The organism is Mesorhizobium sp. LNHC221B00, from assembly GCF_000502935.1.
In the GTDB taxonomy this organism is placed as follows: Bacteria; Pseudomonadota; Alphaproteobacteria; order Rhizobiales; family Rhizobiaceae; genus Mesorhizobium; species Mesorhizobium opportunistum.
This window is the reverse complement of the sequence record NZ_AYWR01000029.1, coordinates 27,123-40,242: the sequence shown is the minus strand read 5'-3', so window position 1 is coordinate 40,242 and position 13,120 is coordinate 27,123. Positions and strand designations below refer to the sequence as shown.

The 13,120-nt window shown below is 63.3% G+C and carries 11 protein-coding genes; 6 read left to right on the top strand and 5 right to left on the bottom strand.

Annotated features, from left to right (window positions below; translation table 11 throughout):
* Positions 1-2,130 carry a Wzz/FepE/Etk N-terminal domain-containing protein gene (locus X741_RS140440; RefSeq protein WP_031250561.1) on the bottom strand — a complete coding sequence of 710 codons (2,130 nt, stop codon included), beginning with the start codon at positions 2,128-2,130 and terminating at the stop codon, positions 1-3.
* 284 nt (positions 2,131-2,414) lie between these two features.
* Here X741_RS140440 and X741_RS140445 point away from each other — a divergent pair, with 284 nt between their 5' ends.
* The 3 genes from X741_RS140445 to X741_RS1000000171590 all read left to right on the top strand — a co-directional run bounded on the left by X741_RS140445 (position 2,415) and on the right by X741_RS1000000171590 (position 5,507).
* On the top strand, positions 2,415-3,917 hold the full coding sequence (locus tag X741_RS140445; protein ID WP_023780242.1) for a formyl transferase: 1,503 nt from the start codon (positions 2,415-2,417) through the stop codon (positions 3,915-3,917).
* 94 nt (positions 3,918-4,011) lie between these two features.
* Positions 4,012-5,220: an NAD(P)/FAD-dependent oxidoreductase gene (locus X741_RS140450; protein WP_023780241.1), complete on the top strand. Its 1,209-nt coding sequence runs from the start codon at positions 4,012-4,014 to the stop codon at positions 5,218-5,220.
* 152 nt (positions 5,221-5,372) lie between these two features.
* Positions 5,373-5,507, top strand: coding sequence for a hypothetical protein (locus tag X741_RS1000000171590; protein WP_280940356.1), 135 nt, complete (start codon positions 5,373-5,375; stop codon positions 5,505-5,507).
* A 77-nt stretch (positions 5,508-5,584) separates the two neighbouring features.
* On the opposite strand, the gene X741_RS140460 is transcribed toward X741_RS1000000171590, so the two are convergent.
* Both X741_RS140460 and X741_RS140465 read right to left on the bottom strand, forming a co-directional pair.
* Complete coding sequence (locus X741_RS140460; protein ID WP_023780239.1) at positions 5,585-6,439, bottom strand: sugar phosphate isomerase/epimerase family protein; 855 nt, start codon at positions 6,437-6,439, stop codon at positions 5,585-5,587.
* A 7-nt stretch (positions 6,440-6,446) separates the two neighbouring features.
* Entirely contained in the window at positions 6,447-7,484 is a 1,038-nt protein-coding gene (locus tag X741_RS140465; RefSeq protein ID WP_023780238.1) for a LacI family DNA-binding transcriptional regulator, read from the bottom strand.
* A 138-nt stretch (positions 7,485-7,622) separates the two neighbouring features.
* Between X741_RS140465 and X741_RS140470 the strand changes: the two genes are divergently transcribed.
* From X741_RS140470 to X741_RS140480, 3 genes are all read left to right on the top strand, one after another.
* Positions 7,623-8,654, top strand: coding sequence for a hydroxyacid dehydrogenase (locus X741_RS140470; RefSeq protein ID WP_031250560.1), 1,032 nt, complete (start codon positions 7,623-7,625; stop codon positions 8,652-8,654).
* Positions 8,655-9,574: 920 nt separating this feature from the next.
* Positions 9,575-10,318: a helix-turn-helix transcriptional regulator gene (locus X741_RS140475; RefSeq protein WP_023780236.1), complete on the top strand. Its 744-nt coding sequence runs from the start codon at positions 9,575-9,577 to the stop codon at positions 10,316-10,318.
* Positions 10,319-10,377: 59 nt separating this feature from the next.
* Positions 10,378-11,043 carry a GntR family transcriptional regulator gene (locus tag X741_RS140480; RefSeq protein WP_023767173.1) on the top strand — a complete coding sequence of 222 codons (666 nt, stop codon included), beginning with the start codon at positions 10,378-10,380 and terminating at the stop codon, positions 11,041-11,043.
* Positions 11,044-11,109: 66 nt separating this feature from the next.
* Here X741_RS140480 and X741_RS140485 read toward each other — a convergent pair whose 3' ends face one another.
* Together X741_RS140485 and X741_RS140490 are read right to left on the bottom strand one after the other, a co-directional pair.
* Positions 11,110-12,111, bottom strand: coding sequence for an NADP-dependent oxidoreductase (locus X741_RS140485; protein ID WP_031250559.1), 1,002 nt, complete (start codon positions 12,109-12,111; stop codon positions 11,110-11,112).
* Between the two features lie 87 nt (positions 12,112-12,198).
* Positions 12,199-13,014 carry an oxidoreductase gene (locus tag X741_RS140490; RefSeq protein ID WP_023780234.1) on the bottom strand — a complete coding sequence of 272 codons (816 nt, stop codon included), beginning with the start codon at positions 13,012-13,014 and terminating at the stop codon, positions 12,199-12,201.
* Positions 13,015-13,120 lie beyond the last annotated feature (106 nt).

Genomic DNA, 13,120 nt, shown 5'->3' with positions numbered 1-13,120 from the left:
TCAGGCCGCCTCGTCGACCAGCATCGCGCCTGTCGGCAGCCGTCCCATGACCGAAATGGCCTGCGTAGCTGCCGTGACATCGCGCATTGGTGTCGAATTCAGTGTGGCGACGAGCAGGATCTCGTCGACCATGGACACCAGCGGCGAGGCGTTGAGGTTGTCGGCCAGCGCACCGCCATCGATGACGACGAGCTCGAAGCTGCGGCTCGCCTGGGCCAGCATGTGCTGCGCGAAATAGGCGCCCTGCGCCTCCTGGAAGACCGCGGTCGGCCGGCCCCTGCCCAACACCGCGACATTGCTGCCGGGCCTGTATTGGCTCAGCGCCTCGAAGGCGTATTCGCCGCGCAGCACGTCGAGCAGGCCGGGTTGCGGGTCCTTCTGGCGGCTGCCGGCATTGACGTCGATGAACAGGACACGGCTGCCCCGGGCAGCGGCTGCATTGGCGAGCAGGCGCGCCACCCTGCCGCGCTGCGCGGCGTCCTCGGGCGGCGACGTCACCAGGATCGAAGGCACCAGTGGCCAGTTCGGCGGACGCCGGCCGGAAGAGAACATGCGCCGGAGCGCCAGCCCCGCGACCGCATCCATCTTCTGGCTGGCCGGTGCGGCCGAGCCGCCGAAAGGCCACCAGCGGCGGCCGCCCGACTTTGCCGGCAGCACGCCCAGCACGGGGGCTTCGATGGCCGATTGCATCTGATTGCTGGAAAGCACCGTCGGCGAGGAATATTCCGCGATCAGCGCCAGGCCGGTGCCCAGGCCCAGACCGCCGAAGATCGCGCCGACAAGCAACAGCGCGAGAGGCGGCCAGCTCTTCTTCAGGGCGGGCATGGCCTTGGAGATGATGCGCGCATTGGTGCTGTCGACATTGACCTGCTCGCGCGTTTCCTGCGCCCGCTGCAGATAGGTGGCGTAGACGGAGCGCAGCGCCTCGAGATCGCGCTGCAATTCGCGCAGCTTGACCGAGGCCTGGTCGGTATCGAGCGACTTGCTCTTCATGCCGGCGACCTTGGCTTCGAGCGCCTGCTGGTTGGCCAGCGCCCGCTCGTAGTCGGTTTCGGCGGCGGCGCTGATGCGGCCGAGTTCACGCGCGATGAGCGCACGCGTATCGCGCAGCTGCTGCTGCGCCGCGATCATTGAAGGGTGGCGCGGCCCGAGTTCCGTGCCGAGCTGCGAAACCTGGTCGACAAGCGTTGCCTCCTGCGTCCGCAGGCTCGAAATCACCGAGGAACGCATGGCCTCGGAGGTCGCCTCCGGCGCACCGCCGGACCTGCGCAGCTGGTCGACCTGCGCCTTCAGCGTCGCGGTGCGGCTCTGTGCCGCCGAAAGCTGCGTATTGATCTCGGTCAGTTCCTGGTCGCTGACCAGATTGCCCGCCGCCATCACCATGTTGTTGGCGGACTTGTAGGCCTCGACGGCATTCTCCGCCTTCTGGACGCGCTTGCGTTGTTCCTCCAGCCGCGCGCCGATGGAATCGGAAGCATCCGTGGCCATCTTCGCGCGCGCGGCGGCCTGATCGGCCAGGTAGGCCTGCGCGATGGCATTGGCGAGCTTTGCCGCCTTGTCGGCGCTCTTGGCCGTGACGATCACGTCGAGGACCAGCACCTTGTCGGCCCGCTTCACCGCCAGCACCCGGTGCAGCGCATCGAGCGTCTTCCCCGTCTTGTCGGTTTCGGCCGATCCTGAACCTAGCAAGCCGCCGAGCAAACGGCTCAGTAACCCGCCCTGCCCGTTGAATTCGGGATCCTCGGTCAGGTTGGTCGCCTGGATCGCCCTGAGCAACACGCCCGTCGACTGGACGACGCTGACCTGGCTTTCCACGATCGTGATGCCGCCATCGGGCGGAACCCGGCTCGGATTGACGTCGTTGTTGACCACCTGCAGGTCTTGCGGATCGATGATGATTTCCGCCACCGAGCTATAGAGCGCTGGCGTAAACAACCCATAGAGCAGCGTCACGAGGGTCAACAGCGCGGCGGTCGCCAAGATCAGGAAACGGCGGCGCACCAATATGCGCTTCACGTCACCAAGTTCGACGGTCGAGGGTGCGTAAGACGGCGCCGGCACTGCCTCCGGAGCGTATTGCATCACCTCGGGAGGGTGTTGTTGCGGCATCGAGAGCAGGGATGATTGCAAGGGTCGCTCCGACAACACTCCATCTGCCTGCAAAGATCAAATTGCGGCGTGGTTCTAGCTATTCCTCGAACTGTTAAAACACTGTTAATTATATTGGGAAGTCTTAAGATTTTTGGCACGAAGTTTGCGTAGTAAAGGCACGGGTGTGTTGACACGGCGCGGGCGAGCGGGAAGCGAATGGAAATGGGCCAGATTTTCACCCGACCCCGCCCGTCCGGCAATTTCCAATGCCCAATTTTCGACCAGCCAGATACCGAACGTCAGAATGCTAAGGGTGCGACAACATGCAGGTGAGCCTGCGCTTGGACAGCGAGGGCCTGCGTGCCTTTCACCTGAACCTGCTGGAGCGCCTGGCGGCGCTGGCGCAGGTTTCCGTCGACGTCAGGCCGGCCGAAAGCGGCATTCCGGGCAGCGCCGCGGCGCTGTTTCAGCTTGAGACGGCCATTCATGGCCTGCCCGCCAACGGGCTGGCCAAACGCTTGCCGCTGTCGGCGCTCGCGCCCTACCAGGCGACGCAGCCCTCCGCGTCACCGGACCTGGTGATCGACCTTTGTGGCGACGCGAAGCTGGAAGCAGCCCGCGTCTGGCGCGTAACCTATGACGGCGCTTGCGGCGAAGCAGCCTTGCTGGCGCTGATCCTCGACGGACGCACGCCGCTTGCCCGCATCGAGGAGAATGACACCACTATCGCCGAAGGACGTCTGGGCACCGAATATGGCGGCATCGCACTGGCCACCTTCCAGGATATGCTGGCACGCACGGCAAGCCTGATCGTCGCAACAATGACCGGCGCGGCGCATGTCGCCCTACCCGTCCTGCCCGAGCCAGCGCAGGCTGGCGTCCCGCCGCAAATACCCTCTACCACCAAGCTCGGTGTCAGGGCGGGCAAGGCGCTGGCGCGGCGCATCGTCCAGAAAATCTACCACCTCTGCTACAACGCCCCGCACTGGAAGGTCGGTTGGCGCGAGACCGGCGGGCGGGATTTGTTCGACCTGCGCGCACATCCGGCAACCGGCTGGCAAGTGTTGCCCGACGACGGCAGCCGCTTCTACGCCGATCCGTTCCCGATCCTCTACCAGGGAAAGGTGACCCTTTTCGTCGAGGACTATATCCATCGTCTCGGCAAGGCCATCATCTCCGCCGTGCCGTTCGGCCCGTCAGGCCCGGTTGGCCGACCGGAGCCCGTGCTCGACCTGCCTTACCACCTATCCTACCCCTTCATCTTCGAGCGCGACGGCGAGGTCTGGATGGTGCCGGAAAGCTGCGCCAACCGCACGGTCGATCTCTACCGCGCCACCGCCTTCCCCGGCGGATGGGTCAAGGAAGCGACGCTGCTGTCCGACATCGTGGCCAGCGATGCCACCCTGGTCGAGCATGGCGGGCGCTGGTGGCTGTTCGCCACCGTCCGAGATGGCGGCGGCGCGTTCTCCGACGCGCTGCATCTGTGGTCGGCGCCCGACTTTCGCGGGCCGTGGACACCGCACCCCAAGAACCCGGTGCTGATCGACATCGCCTCGGCGCGCCCGGCGGGCCGCATGGTCAAACGCGGCAACGACCTGCTGCGTCCTGTGCAGGACTGCCGCAGGAGTTATGGCGCGGCCCTTGGTATCGCACGCATCGCTCACCTCGATTTGACCGGCATGGAGCAGGTTGTCGAGACGATCTTAACCCCTGGTGCGCTATGGAGTGGCCGCAAGTTGCACACGCTCAACGAGGCGGGCGGCCTGGAATTCATCGATGGCTCGGCGATCGCGCCGCGCTGGAAACAAAGAGGCGGCGGTCATTAACCTGAACATTGGTTACTACCAGCCGCTCGCGGTGGTTGCTTGAGGTTGATTTGGCTCGGGAAGATATTCCCACCACAGATTGTGGAGACGGAAGATGACCAGCGGAAAGGGCAATGAAATGACGATCGCTAAGGCTGGCGCGGCCGAAGTCGACGTGGCGATCGTAGGCGCCGGAATGGCCGGCACCAGCCTGGCAACGCTGTTGGGAAAAGCCGGACGCAAGGTGGCGCTGATCGATCCGCACCGCGTTCATCACGATGAGTTCCGGGCCGAGAAGATCGGCGCGGATCAGATGCAGCTGTTCGAGAAGCTCGGCCTCGACAAGACCGTCATGCCGCTCGTCACCCCGTTTTCCGATCTTTATGTCTTCCGGCTCGGCCAATTCTTCGCACGTGAAAAGAAGTGGGAATACGCATTTTCCTATGGCTCGCTGATCAACGGCCTGCGTGATGCCTTGCCGCCCCAAGTGCCATTGACGGTCGGCAAGGTAACCGAGGTCTCGACCGGACCGGACCGGCAGCGGCTTGTGCTGGCCGACGGCTCCGTCATCAATGCCCGCCTGCTGGTAGTGGCCACCGGCTACAGCGAAGCGGTGCGGCGCGCCATAGGCGTCGAGCGCATCGAAGAATCCAAGGCCCACTCGCTCTCGATGGGATTCGACCTCGCCATCTCGCCGCGTGATTGCACCTATCAGGCACTTACCTGCTACGGCAGGCGGGCCGAGGACCGTGTCGCCTACCTCACCATCTTTCCGATCGGCAACAAGATGCGGGCGAACATGTTCGTCTACCGCACCGTCGCCGAACAATGGACAAGGGACTTTCGCGCCGATCCGCAGAAGATGCTACGCGAACTGATGCCCGAGATTTCGGCGCAGTGCGGCAACTTCGAAGTAGCAAGCCCCGTCGAGGTCAGGCAGGTCAATCTGACCACGACGCAAGGCCACCGCCGCGACGGGGTCGTCTTCATCGGCGACGCATTCTGCACGACATGCCCGACGCCGGGCGTCGGCATCGGGCGGGTGATGATCGATGTCGATCAGCTTCACTCGGTTCACATTCCACGCTGGCTGGAAACACCAGGCATGGCGGCTGACAAGATCGACGCCTTCTATGACGACCCGGTGAAAGTGACTTCCGATGAGAAAGGCATGCGTGTGAGCTTCTACGCCAAGCGGATCACCACCGAAACCGGGCTGGAATGGCGTGTCCGGCGCCTGCGCAACAACACCGCGCGCCAGTTGATGATCATCGGCCGCAAGGTGCGCCATCTGGGATCGCGGCCGCAGCCCGGCATGGCGTGAGGGATTCCTGTCTCGCCGTGGAAGGCAGCGAGGTGTCTTTCCTTCTCCCGTCCCTGTGGAAAAGGAAGCCCTTGGTGTCTCAGGATGCGTCACGCCATCACCAAAAGCAAAAGGCGCGATCGACCGATCGCGCCTCGCATTTCGAAAGGCCAATGCGCCAGGCCGCTCAGGGCGGCGGCTTCGAACCGGGTGACGTCGCCGGCGCGGCCGACACGGCCGAAAGCCTTTCCCGCTTCTGCCAGCTTGGCTTCTCGTATTTCTTCACCGGATGGTGCCCTCCGCGTTGAATGCTGCACCAGAAGAACCGCTTCGCGGCGCTGTGTCAATTGTGCAAGGACGACTCTCACAGCTTCGATCGGTGTCCTCACCCCAACTGCAGCCCAGCCTTCCTCGCTTCCTCGCGTAGGAACGGCAGCCCCACGCCAATCACATCGTCGGGATTTTCCGCCACCGGCCGCCACACGGCGAGCCCGCCGGCAATGTCGACATCGACATTGTTCATGCTTTCGAGCGTGATGGCGCCGCTGTAGCCGATCTCTGATATGGCCTTCATGCAGGCCGCCCAGTTGAGCATGCCGCGCCCCGGCACGCCTCGATTGGCTTCCGAGACATGGACATAGCCGAGATAGGGCGCCGCCGCGCGGAAGCCGGCCTCGAAACTCTCCTCCTCGATATGCATGTGATAGGTGTCGAGATGGATGAAGATGTTGTCGGCGCCGACGCGCTCGATAATCCGCGCCGCGTCGATGCCGCGGTTGATCAGATGCGTCTCGTAACGGTTGCAGGGCTCGATGCCGAGCTTCAGCCCATGCCCCTTGGCGGCCTTGGCCGCGCGCACCAGGAAGCGGCACATGCCGTCGATTTCGCCAGCCGTCGGCGCGCGGCCCGTGGTCTTGCCGATCGTGCCGTAGGTGACGCCGCCAAGGGCTCCGCTGCCCACCGCCTCGCAGACGCCAAAGGCCGGTTCGAGGAAGGCCAGCGCCTCGTCAGGCCGCGCCACCACGTCGAGTGAAGCAGGCAGGCCAAGCGAAGGAATAAGCTCGACATTCCACCGTTCGGCAAAGGCGCGCGTGCGCAGAGTGTCGATCTCTTCAGGGCGCAGCAGCGGGATTTCCAAAAGGCCGATGCCGAGCCTCTTCAGCCGCTCCATCTGCGGCTCGATCAGGTCCAGGTCCCAGACCGGCGCAATGGCAAATGTGTGCAGTCCAAAAACGTTCATCTCAGCCTCACCCGGAACGCGGGACGTTGCCAACGGATTCCCGCATCAAGACCCGGCAAGGCTCGAGCCGCGCCGTCGGCGGCCCCTCCTTGCCTTCGATCCGGGCGAACAGCGCATCCATCGCATGGCCGGCGATCTGGCGCACCGGCTGCACGACGGCGGCGATGGCCGGCCATGTCACCTGCATCCATTCGGCGTCGTCGAAGCCGATCAGCGAAATGTCGTTGGGGCAATGCCAGCCACGGCGGCGGAATTCGGACAGCGCAACCAGCGTGCCCTTGAGGAACAGCGAGTATACGGCCGTCGGGCGCTCGCCTTTTGCAAAATAGTCGCGCAATTGTGCCCGCAGCGGTTCGACGTCCGTCTCGGCGAGCACGACATCGATGCGCACATCCGGCGCCAGTCCGAGCGCCGTGGCGCGAAAGCCGTCGAGGCGCGCGCGCACCGTCGCCGCCTGTTCGCCGAGGCCGACCACCAATATGTGACGATGACCCTTGCCGAGAAGGTCGCGCGCCACCTCGGCACTGGCCGCGGCACTGTCGGCGGAGACCGTATCGAAGGCGTCGTCGGAGAGCACACGGTCGATCAGCACGCCGGTCATGCCATTGGCCTTCATGAACGCAGCTGCCGGGCCATGCTCGTTGCGCACCGGCGCCAGCACGACGCCGGCGACCCGCCAGTCATGCATGCGGGCGAGAATTTCCGTTTCGCGCGCCTCGGATTCGCGGCTCGACGCCGCCACCAGCGTGTAGCCACGCTGCTCTGCCAGGCTTTCGAGTTGGGTGAGCATCTGGCCGAAGAATTCGCTTTCGAATTCAGGCATGATGGCGCCGATGATGCGGCGCTTGGCCCGGCGCATGTCGGAGGCCAGCGGATCGACGCGGTAGCCCAATTGTTCGACGGCATCGAAGACACGCTGCGCATTTTCCGGCTTCACCGTGGTGACGCCGGCCATGACCTTGGAAACGGTGGCCGCGGACACGCCGGCGCGGCTTGCCACGTCGTGGATCGACGGACGCCGCTGCTGGGCCTGCTTGTGCGCCATTGCTCCTCCTCCGAGGGCAGGCCCCGCATTTACCTGCTGCCGAAATAAGTAAATCGATTTTTCGTGGTTGTAAATCGTTTCACTGGCGGTATTTTGCTCGCCGAGAACGCGACGAGGATCGCGCCGGGAGGAATCGTCATGTCAAGCAAGGATTTGCCGCTGGTCATCAGCGCGCCGGAACCACGCACGCTCGAGCTGATCTTCACGCCACCGCAGTTGGCACGTCTCAAGGCGAACTACCGCGTCGTCGAGACGACCGCCGACGGTGTCGCCAAACTGCCGGCCGATGTTTTGGCCGGGGCACGCTACATCATCGGCCAGCCGCCGATCTCGGAAGAAACATTGGCGCAGATGAAGGCGCTGCGCTGCGTCTTCAATGTCGAGACCAACCTCATCAACAACATGCCCTACGAGACGCTGTTTGCCCGCGGCATCCATGTCGTCACCACCGGTCTCGTCTTCGCCGAGCCGGTAGCCGAGCTTGGCCTTGCCATGGCGCTCAACCTTGCCCGCAACATCGTCGATGCCGACCTCGCCTTCCGACAGGGCAAGGAGCTATGGGGCGGCGACGGCAACCTGACGGCGCGGCTGCTTTCAGGCGCCGATGTCGGCATCATCGGCTTCGGCGATCTCGGCCGCGCGCTGAACCGCCTGCTCTCGGGATTTCGTACCCGCACCAAAGTGTTCGATCCCTGGCTGCCGCCGTCGATCCTGATCGACAACGGCGTCGAGCCGGCCTCGCTCGACGACGTGCTGTCGCAGAGCGACTTCGTCTTCGTCGTCGCCTCGGTGACCTCCGAGAACCAGGGCTTTCTGGGCAGCCAGGCCTTCGCCAGCATGCGCAAGGGCGCCGCCTTCATCCTGCTGAGCCGCGCCGGCGTGGTCGACTTCCCAGCGCTGATGGCGGCGGTCAAGAGCGGCCACATCGTCGCCGCCAGCGATGTCTTCCCCGAGGAACCACTGGCGCAGGATCATCCCGTCCGCGCCATCCCCGGCTTCCTGCGCTCCGCCCACCGCGCCGGCGCGCTCGACATCGCCTTCAAGCGCATGGGCGACATGGTGCTGGAGGACATGGACCTGATCGACCGCGGCCTGCCGCCGCTGCGCTCCAAGCGCGCCGAGCGCGAGACCGTGTCGAGGATGCGCTCGAAGCCGGCGGACAGGAACTAGGCCGAGACGCGGCAAGCAGACCGACGAGAACGAGATCACGGCCACGACCACCGGCTTTGCGGCTGCTGTGCGTGATTTTAGCATCAGCAAGAACTGAAATTCCGACGAGTGCGGGGCTGCAGGAGACGAAACGTTTTGACATCGGCCCTTTCCTGAGCGTCAAGTCCAGCTGGTAAACTTGGGCAAAGGGGAACAAAATGAAGAAAAGCTATGCAAAGCCGACGCTTCTGAAGCGCCAAAAACTGTCCTCGGTGACGGCGCTTGTCTGTCCGATCTCCCAGTGCGGAGACTGACCTGCGCGCGCGGCCCGGATCGTTGGAACCTTTATCCGGCCTTTGCGTTTTTCAGTCGGATCGTCTCCCATTCGATCCGTCACTCCTCCAATCAACACCCCGCCAGGCTTCGCCTGGCGGGCGTCTCTTTATTTTAGAGGCAACTTGACAACAACCGGACGCGGGGGCTTACGTCAGGCGCATCGGGGCATGGGGGATTCAAATGAAAAAGACCTACCAGAAGCCGCTTCTGGTGAAGCGCGACAGGCTGTCGGCGGTCACCGCGGTCGCCTGTCCGATCTCGGTATGCCCGCACTGAATCGAAGACTTGGCACATCGAAGACTTGGCACATCGAAGACCTGGCCCTGGCCAGAATGGAGAAAGCCCACTTCCCCCAAAGTAGCGGGCTTCTTCTGATGGAACGATCGTCCCGCTGCGCGGTTTCTTAAAACAGCCGGGCGAAGGCGAGCCCGGTCTACTCCAGAAGGCCCGCCACGAGTCGCGTCGGTGGCGGGCCTTTTCGTATTGGCCCGCCCGTCGTGCGGTATTGGTCGAAGGTCCCATTCGCGGCAGCACGATCCTGTGCGAGATTGGCGGAATATAAGCACTTACTGAATAATGGTTCGGACGTCTGTCGGGGCGGTGTCGTGCCAATCCGCAAGAATCTTGCCGCGAATCTCAGACGCTTGGTCAGCGGCCATGCGTCGATCGCCGCCGTGTGCCGCGGATTGAACATGAACCGCTCGCAGTTCGAGCGCTACCTGCAAGGCAAGAGCGTGCCCAATCGGGCCACGGCGCGACTGATCTGCGACTATTTCCGCATCGAGGAGGATGAACTGTACCGGGCGCCGGACGTTGCAGCGCCCGGACACCCTGCCCTGCCGCCGCTCCACCAGAAGCTCTACGAGAACATGGTGCAAGGCCCTTCTCCCGCCATCGCCGGCGGCACCTACTTCACCTATTTTTCGGTTCCCGACCGTCCCGACCTTCTGATGCGGTCGGTCACCTTCGTGCGGCGCGAGGCCGAGCTGGTGACCTTCAGGCGCGTGACCCGGTGGGCCGAAGGCCATCGCCAGGACGGAGCGCGGGCGCCGGGCTGGCACTATGGCGTGGCGATCTCGCGCCTGAACTGGATCTACTTCGCCGGCATCAACCGCCGCCAAACCGGCGAACCGTCGATCGTCGCCGTCCAGTGGGCGCCCTTCTCTGAACCGGTCCTGGTCGGCAACGCCTTCATTCTGACCGCGGTGGGCCCGGTCTGCGTACCGGTCATCATGCGCCAGCAGGTTGGCAGGATCAGCCTGAGGCAGGCGCTGCAGATGTCCAGAGTTGTCAGCCTCGATGACCCGGGCGTCGACCAGCTTGTGGTAAGCCTTGTGCGTGAGCGCTAGAGTAGCATTGCTGGCCAATGAGAGGTTGGCCTGGGCCAATGAGAACACAAGGGTTCGCGATGCTCAACGCCTTCGACTATGGCGGCAAGGAAGCCGATACAGTGCATGCGCTGGAGGAGGACATCATCTTCGGCCGGCTGGCGCCGGGCGAGCGGCTGGTCGAGGACGTGCTGCTCGCCCGTTTCCCTGTGTCTCGCCACACCATCCGCCAGGCGCTTTACCAGCTGGAAAAACTCGGCATCGTCACGCGTGAGCGCAACAAGGGCGCCATGGTGCGCCGGCTTTCACCCGACGAGGTGCGGCAGATCTACGAGGTGCGCGAAATGCTGCAGCGCCAGGCCGCGCTGATGATCCGCTTGCCGGCCAGCGATGCGCTGATCGCGGAGCTGATGGAGATCCACGATATCTATGGCGGCCATATCGATAACGGCTATCTGCGCGGCATCCACGAGGCCAATGACCGCTTCCACCTCACCATGCTCTCGGCCTGCGGCAACGCCTATCTCGTCTCTTCGATCGAGCACTACATGCGCCTTAGCCTGCCGGTGCGAGCCAATTCGCTGGCCGACAGGGAAAAGCTGGACGTCTCGCGAAAACACCACTGGATGATGATCGAGGCGATGAAGCGCCGGGACAATTGGGTGCTGGCGCAGCTCTGCGTCGACCATCTGCAGCCGAGCAAGACGTTTTATCTCCAGGAGATCGAGACCGCGCCGGCCGGCTGAAGCAACGCTTTCGTGCCCGCAACTGCGCAAAGACAAGGAGGCAGAGCGGTTCGCCGAACGCTCTCTTTATCTGATCTTGACGACGACCTTGCCCTTGGCTCGCCCGGTTTCGACATAGGCCAATGCCTCGTTGGTGTTCTCGAACGGAAAAGTCCGGTCCATGACGGGCCGTATGATGCCGGATTCGATGAGCGACGTGATTTTACCCAGCTGATCGCCCTGCGCCCGCATGAACAGGAACGAATACCCGACACCCGCGCGCCTGGCCTTGCTGCGTATACCGCGGCTCAGCAGGCGCAGGACCAGCTTCAGAACCATGTTCAAGCCCTGCTTGGCTGCAAATCCGGGATCCGGCGGACCGGAAATGGAGATGAGTTTGCCGCCCGGCTTCAGCACATGCAGGGATTTTTCGAGCGTCTTGGCGTCCTGGCTGTTCAGGACGACGTCGTAGCCTTGCAGGACGTTCTCGAAATCGTCTTTCTTGTAGTCGATGACGATATCGGCTCCGAGGCCTTTCACCAGATCTGTACTCGCCGCGCTCGCCGTCGTCGCGACGATCGCACCGAGATGCTTCGCCAGCTGGATGGCGAAGGTTCCCACGCCACCGGAACCGGCCTGGATAAACACCTTCTGGCCTTTCTTCAGCCCGGCTGTTTCGACCAGAACCTGCCAAGCGGTCAGGCCCACGAGCGGAATCGAGGCGGCTTCTTCCATGCTGAGGTTTTTGGGCTTCAGCGCCACGTCGGCTTCATCCATCGCGATAAATTCGGCAAACGCGCCGATCCGGCCGTCGCGTGGCCGCGCATAGACCTCGTCACCGGGCTTGAATTTGCGGACTTTCGATCCGACCCGAACGACGATCCCGGCCACGTCATGGCCCAGGACGAAGGGCGGGCGATAGGGCAAAATCAGCTTGAACTCACCATCCCGGAGCTTGGAATCGAGAAGGTTTATACCGGCGGCGTGAATTTCGACCAGGACATCATTGTCCCGCAACTCGGGCTCCGGCATTTCGGCGAGCCGCAGGGCACCCTTCTTTTGATACTTGTCGACAACAGAGGCTTTCATCATGTTTTCTTTCTAAAATGATTTCGATGGCCGGCACTAAACAGACCGGATTTGCATATCGCCTATGCGTTAAGTCGCTCGCTTCGTTCAGACAGGCAGGCGAAATTGCTTGCGCAGGATTTTGTCGAACATCGCGGCCGGCGCGAACCGGCGCAGCATGCTGACCTGTCGCGCTGCCTGGCCGGCGGTGTAGCGCCGCCGTGGATGCCTGTCGGTCGCGGCCCGGAGAACCACCTTCGCCACGACGTCCGGCGGATCCGCCTTGGGCATCACGTCGCGAAGCAATGCCTCGAACCCTGCGCGCGCCTCATCATAGTCCTGCAGGACGGAATCGGGCTCGAATCCGTTCTGGTCGAACACGGTGCGCACGAATGCAGGTTCGATGACCGAAACGCGTATGTTGAAGGCGCGAACCTCATGGTCGAGCGATTCCGAATAGCCTTCGAGCGCGTGCTTGACGGCTGAATAATGGGCCGAATACGGTGCCGGGACCAGTCCCAGGATCGAGCCGATATTGATGATGCGCCCTTCGCCCAGCCGGCGCATCGACGGCAGCACCGCGTGGGTCATGCGCATGACGCCGAACAGGTTGACGTCGAACAGGGCCTGCGACTGCGCGACCGAGGATTCTTCCGCGCCTCCCAGCAGCCCGACGCCGGCATTGTTGACCAAGAGATCTATACGGCCGGTCTTGCCGAGGACAGTTGAGACCAGGGACGCGACAGACGCGTCGTCGGTCACGTCGCAAACCAGCATCGATATCCCGTTCGACCTCTGGCTGGACGCCTTGCGGCTGGTGCCGAAGACAGTGAAGCCGGCGCGTGCCAAAATCTCGGCGCTGGCACGGCCAATTCCTGAGGAGGCGCCGGTCACAACAGCGGTCTTTCCCGAATTCCGATTCATTCTAAAGGCTCCAAACGTAAGAGGTCTTGCCTGTGATCGGCAATTGAATTATGATCGTAATATCACATTATGATCATAATGCAATAGGAAAACGGGAAGGAACGAT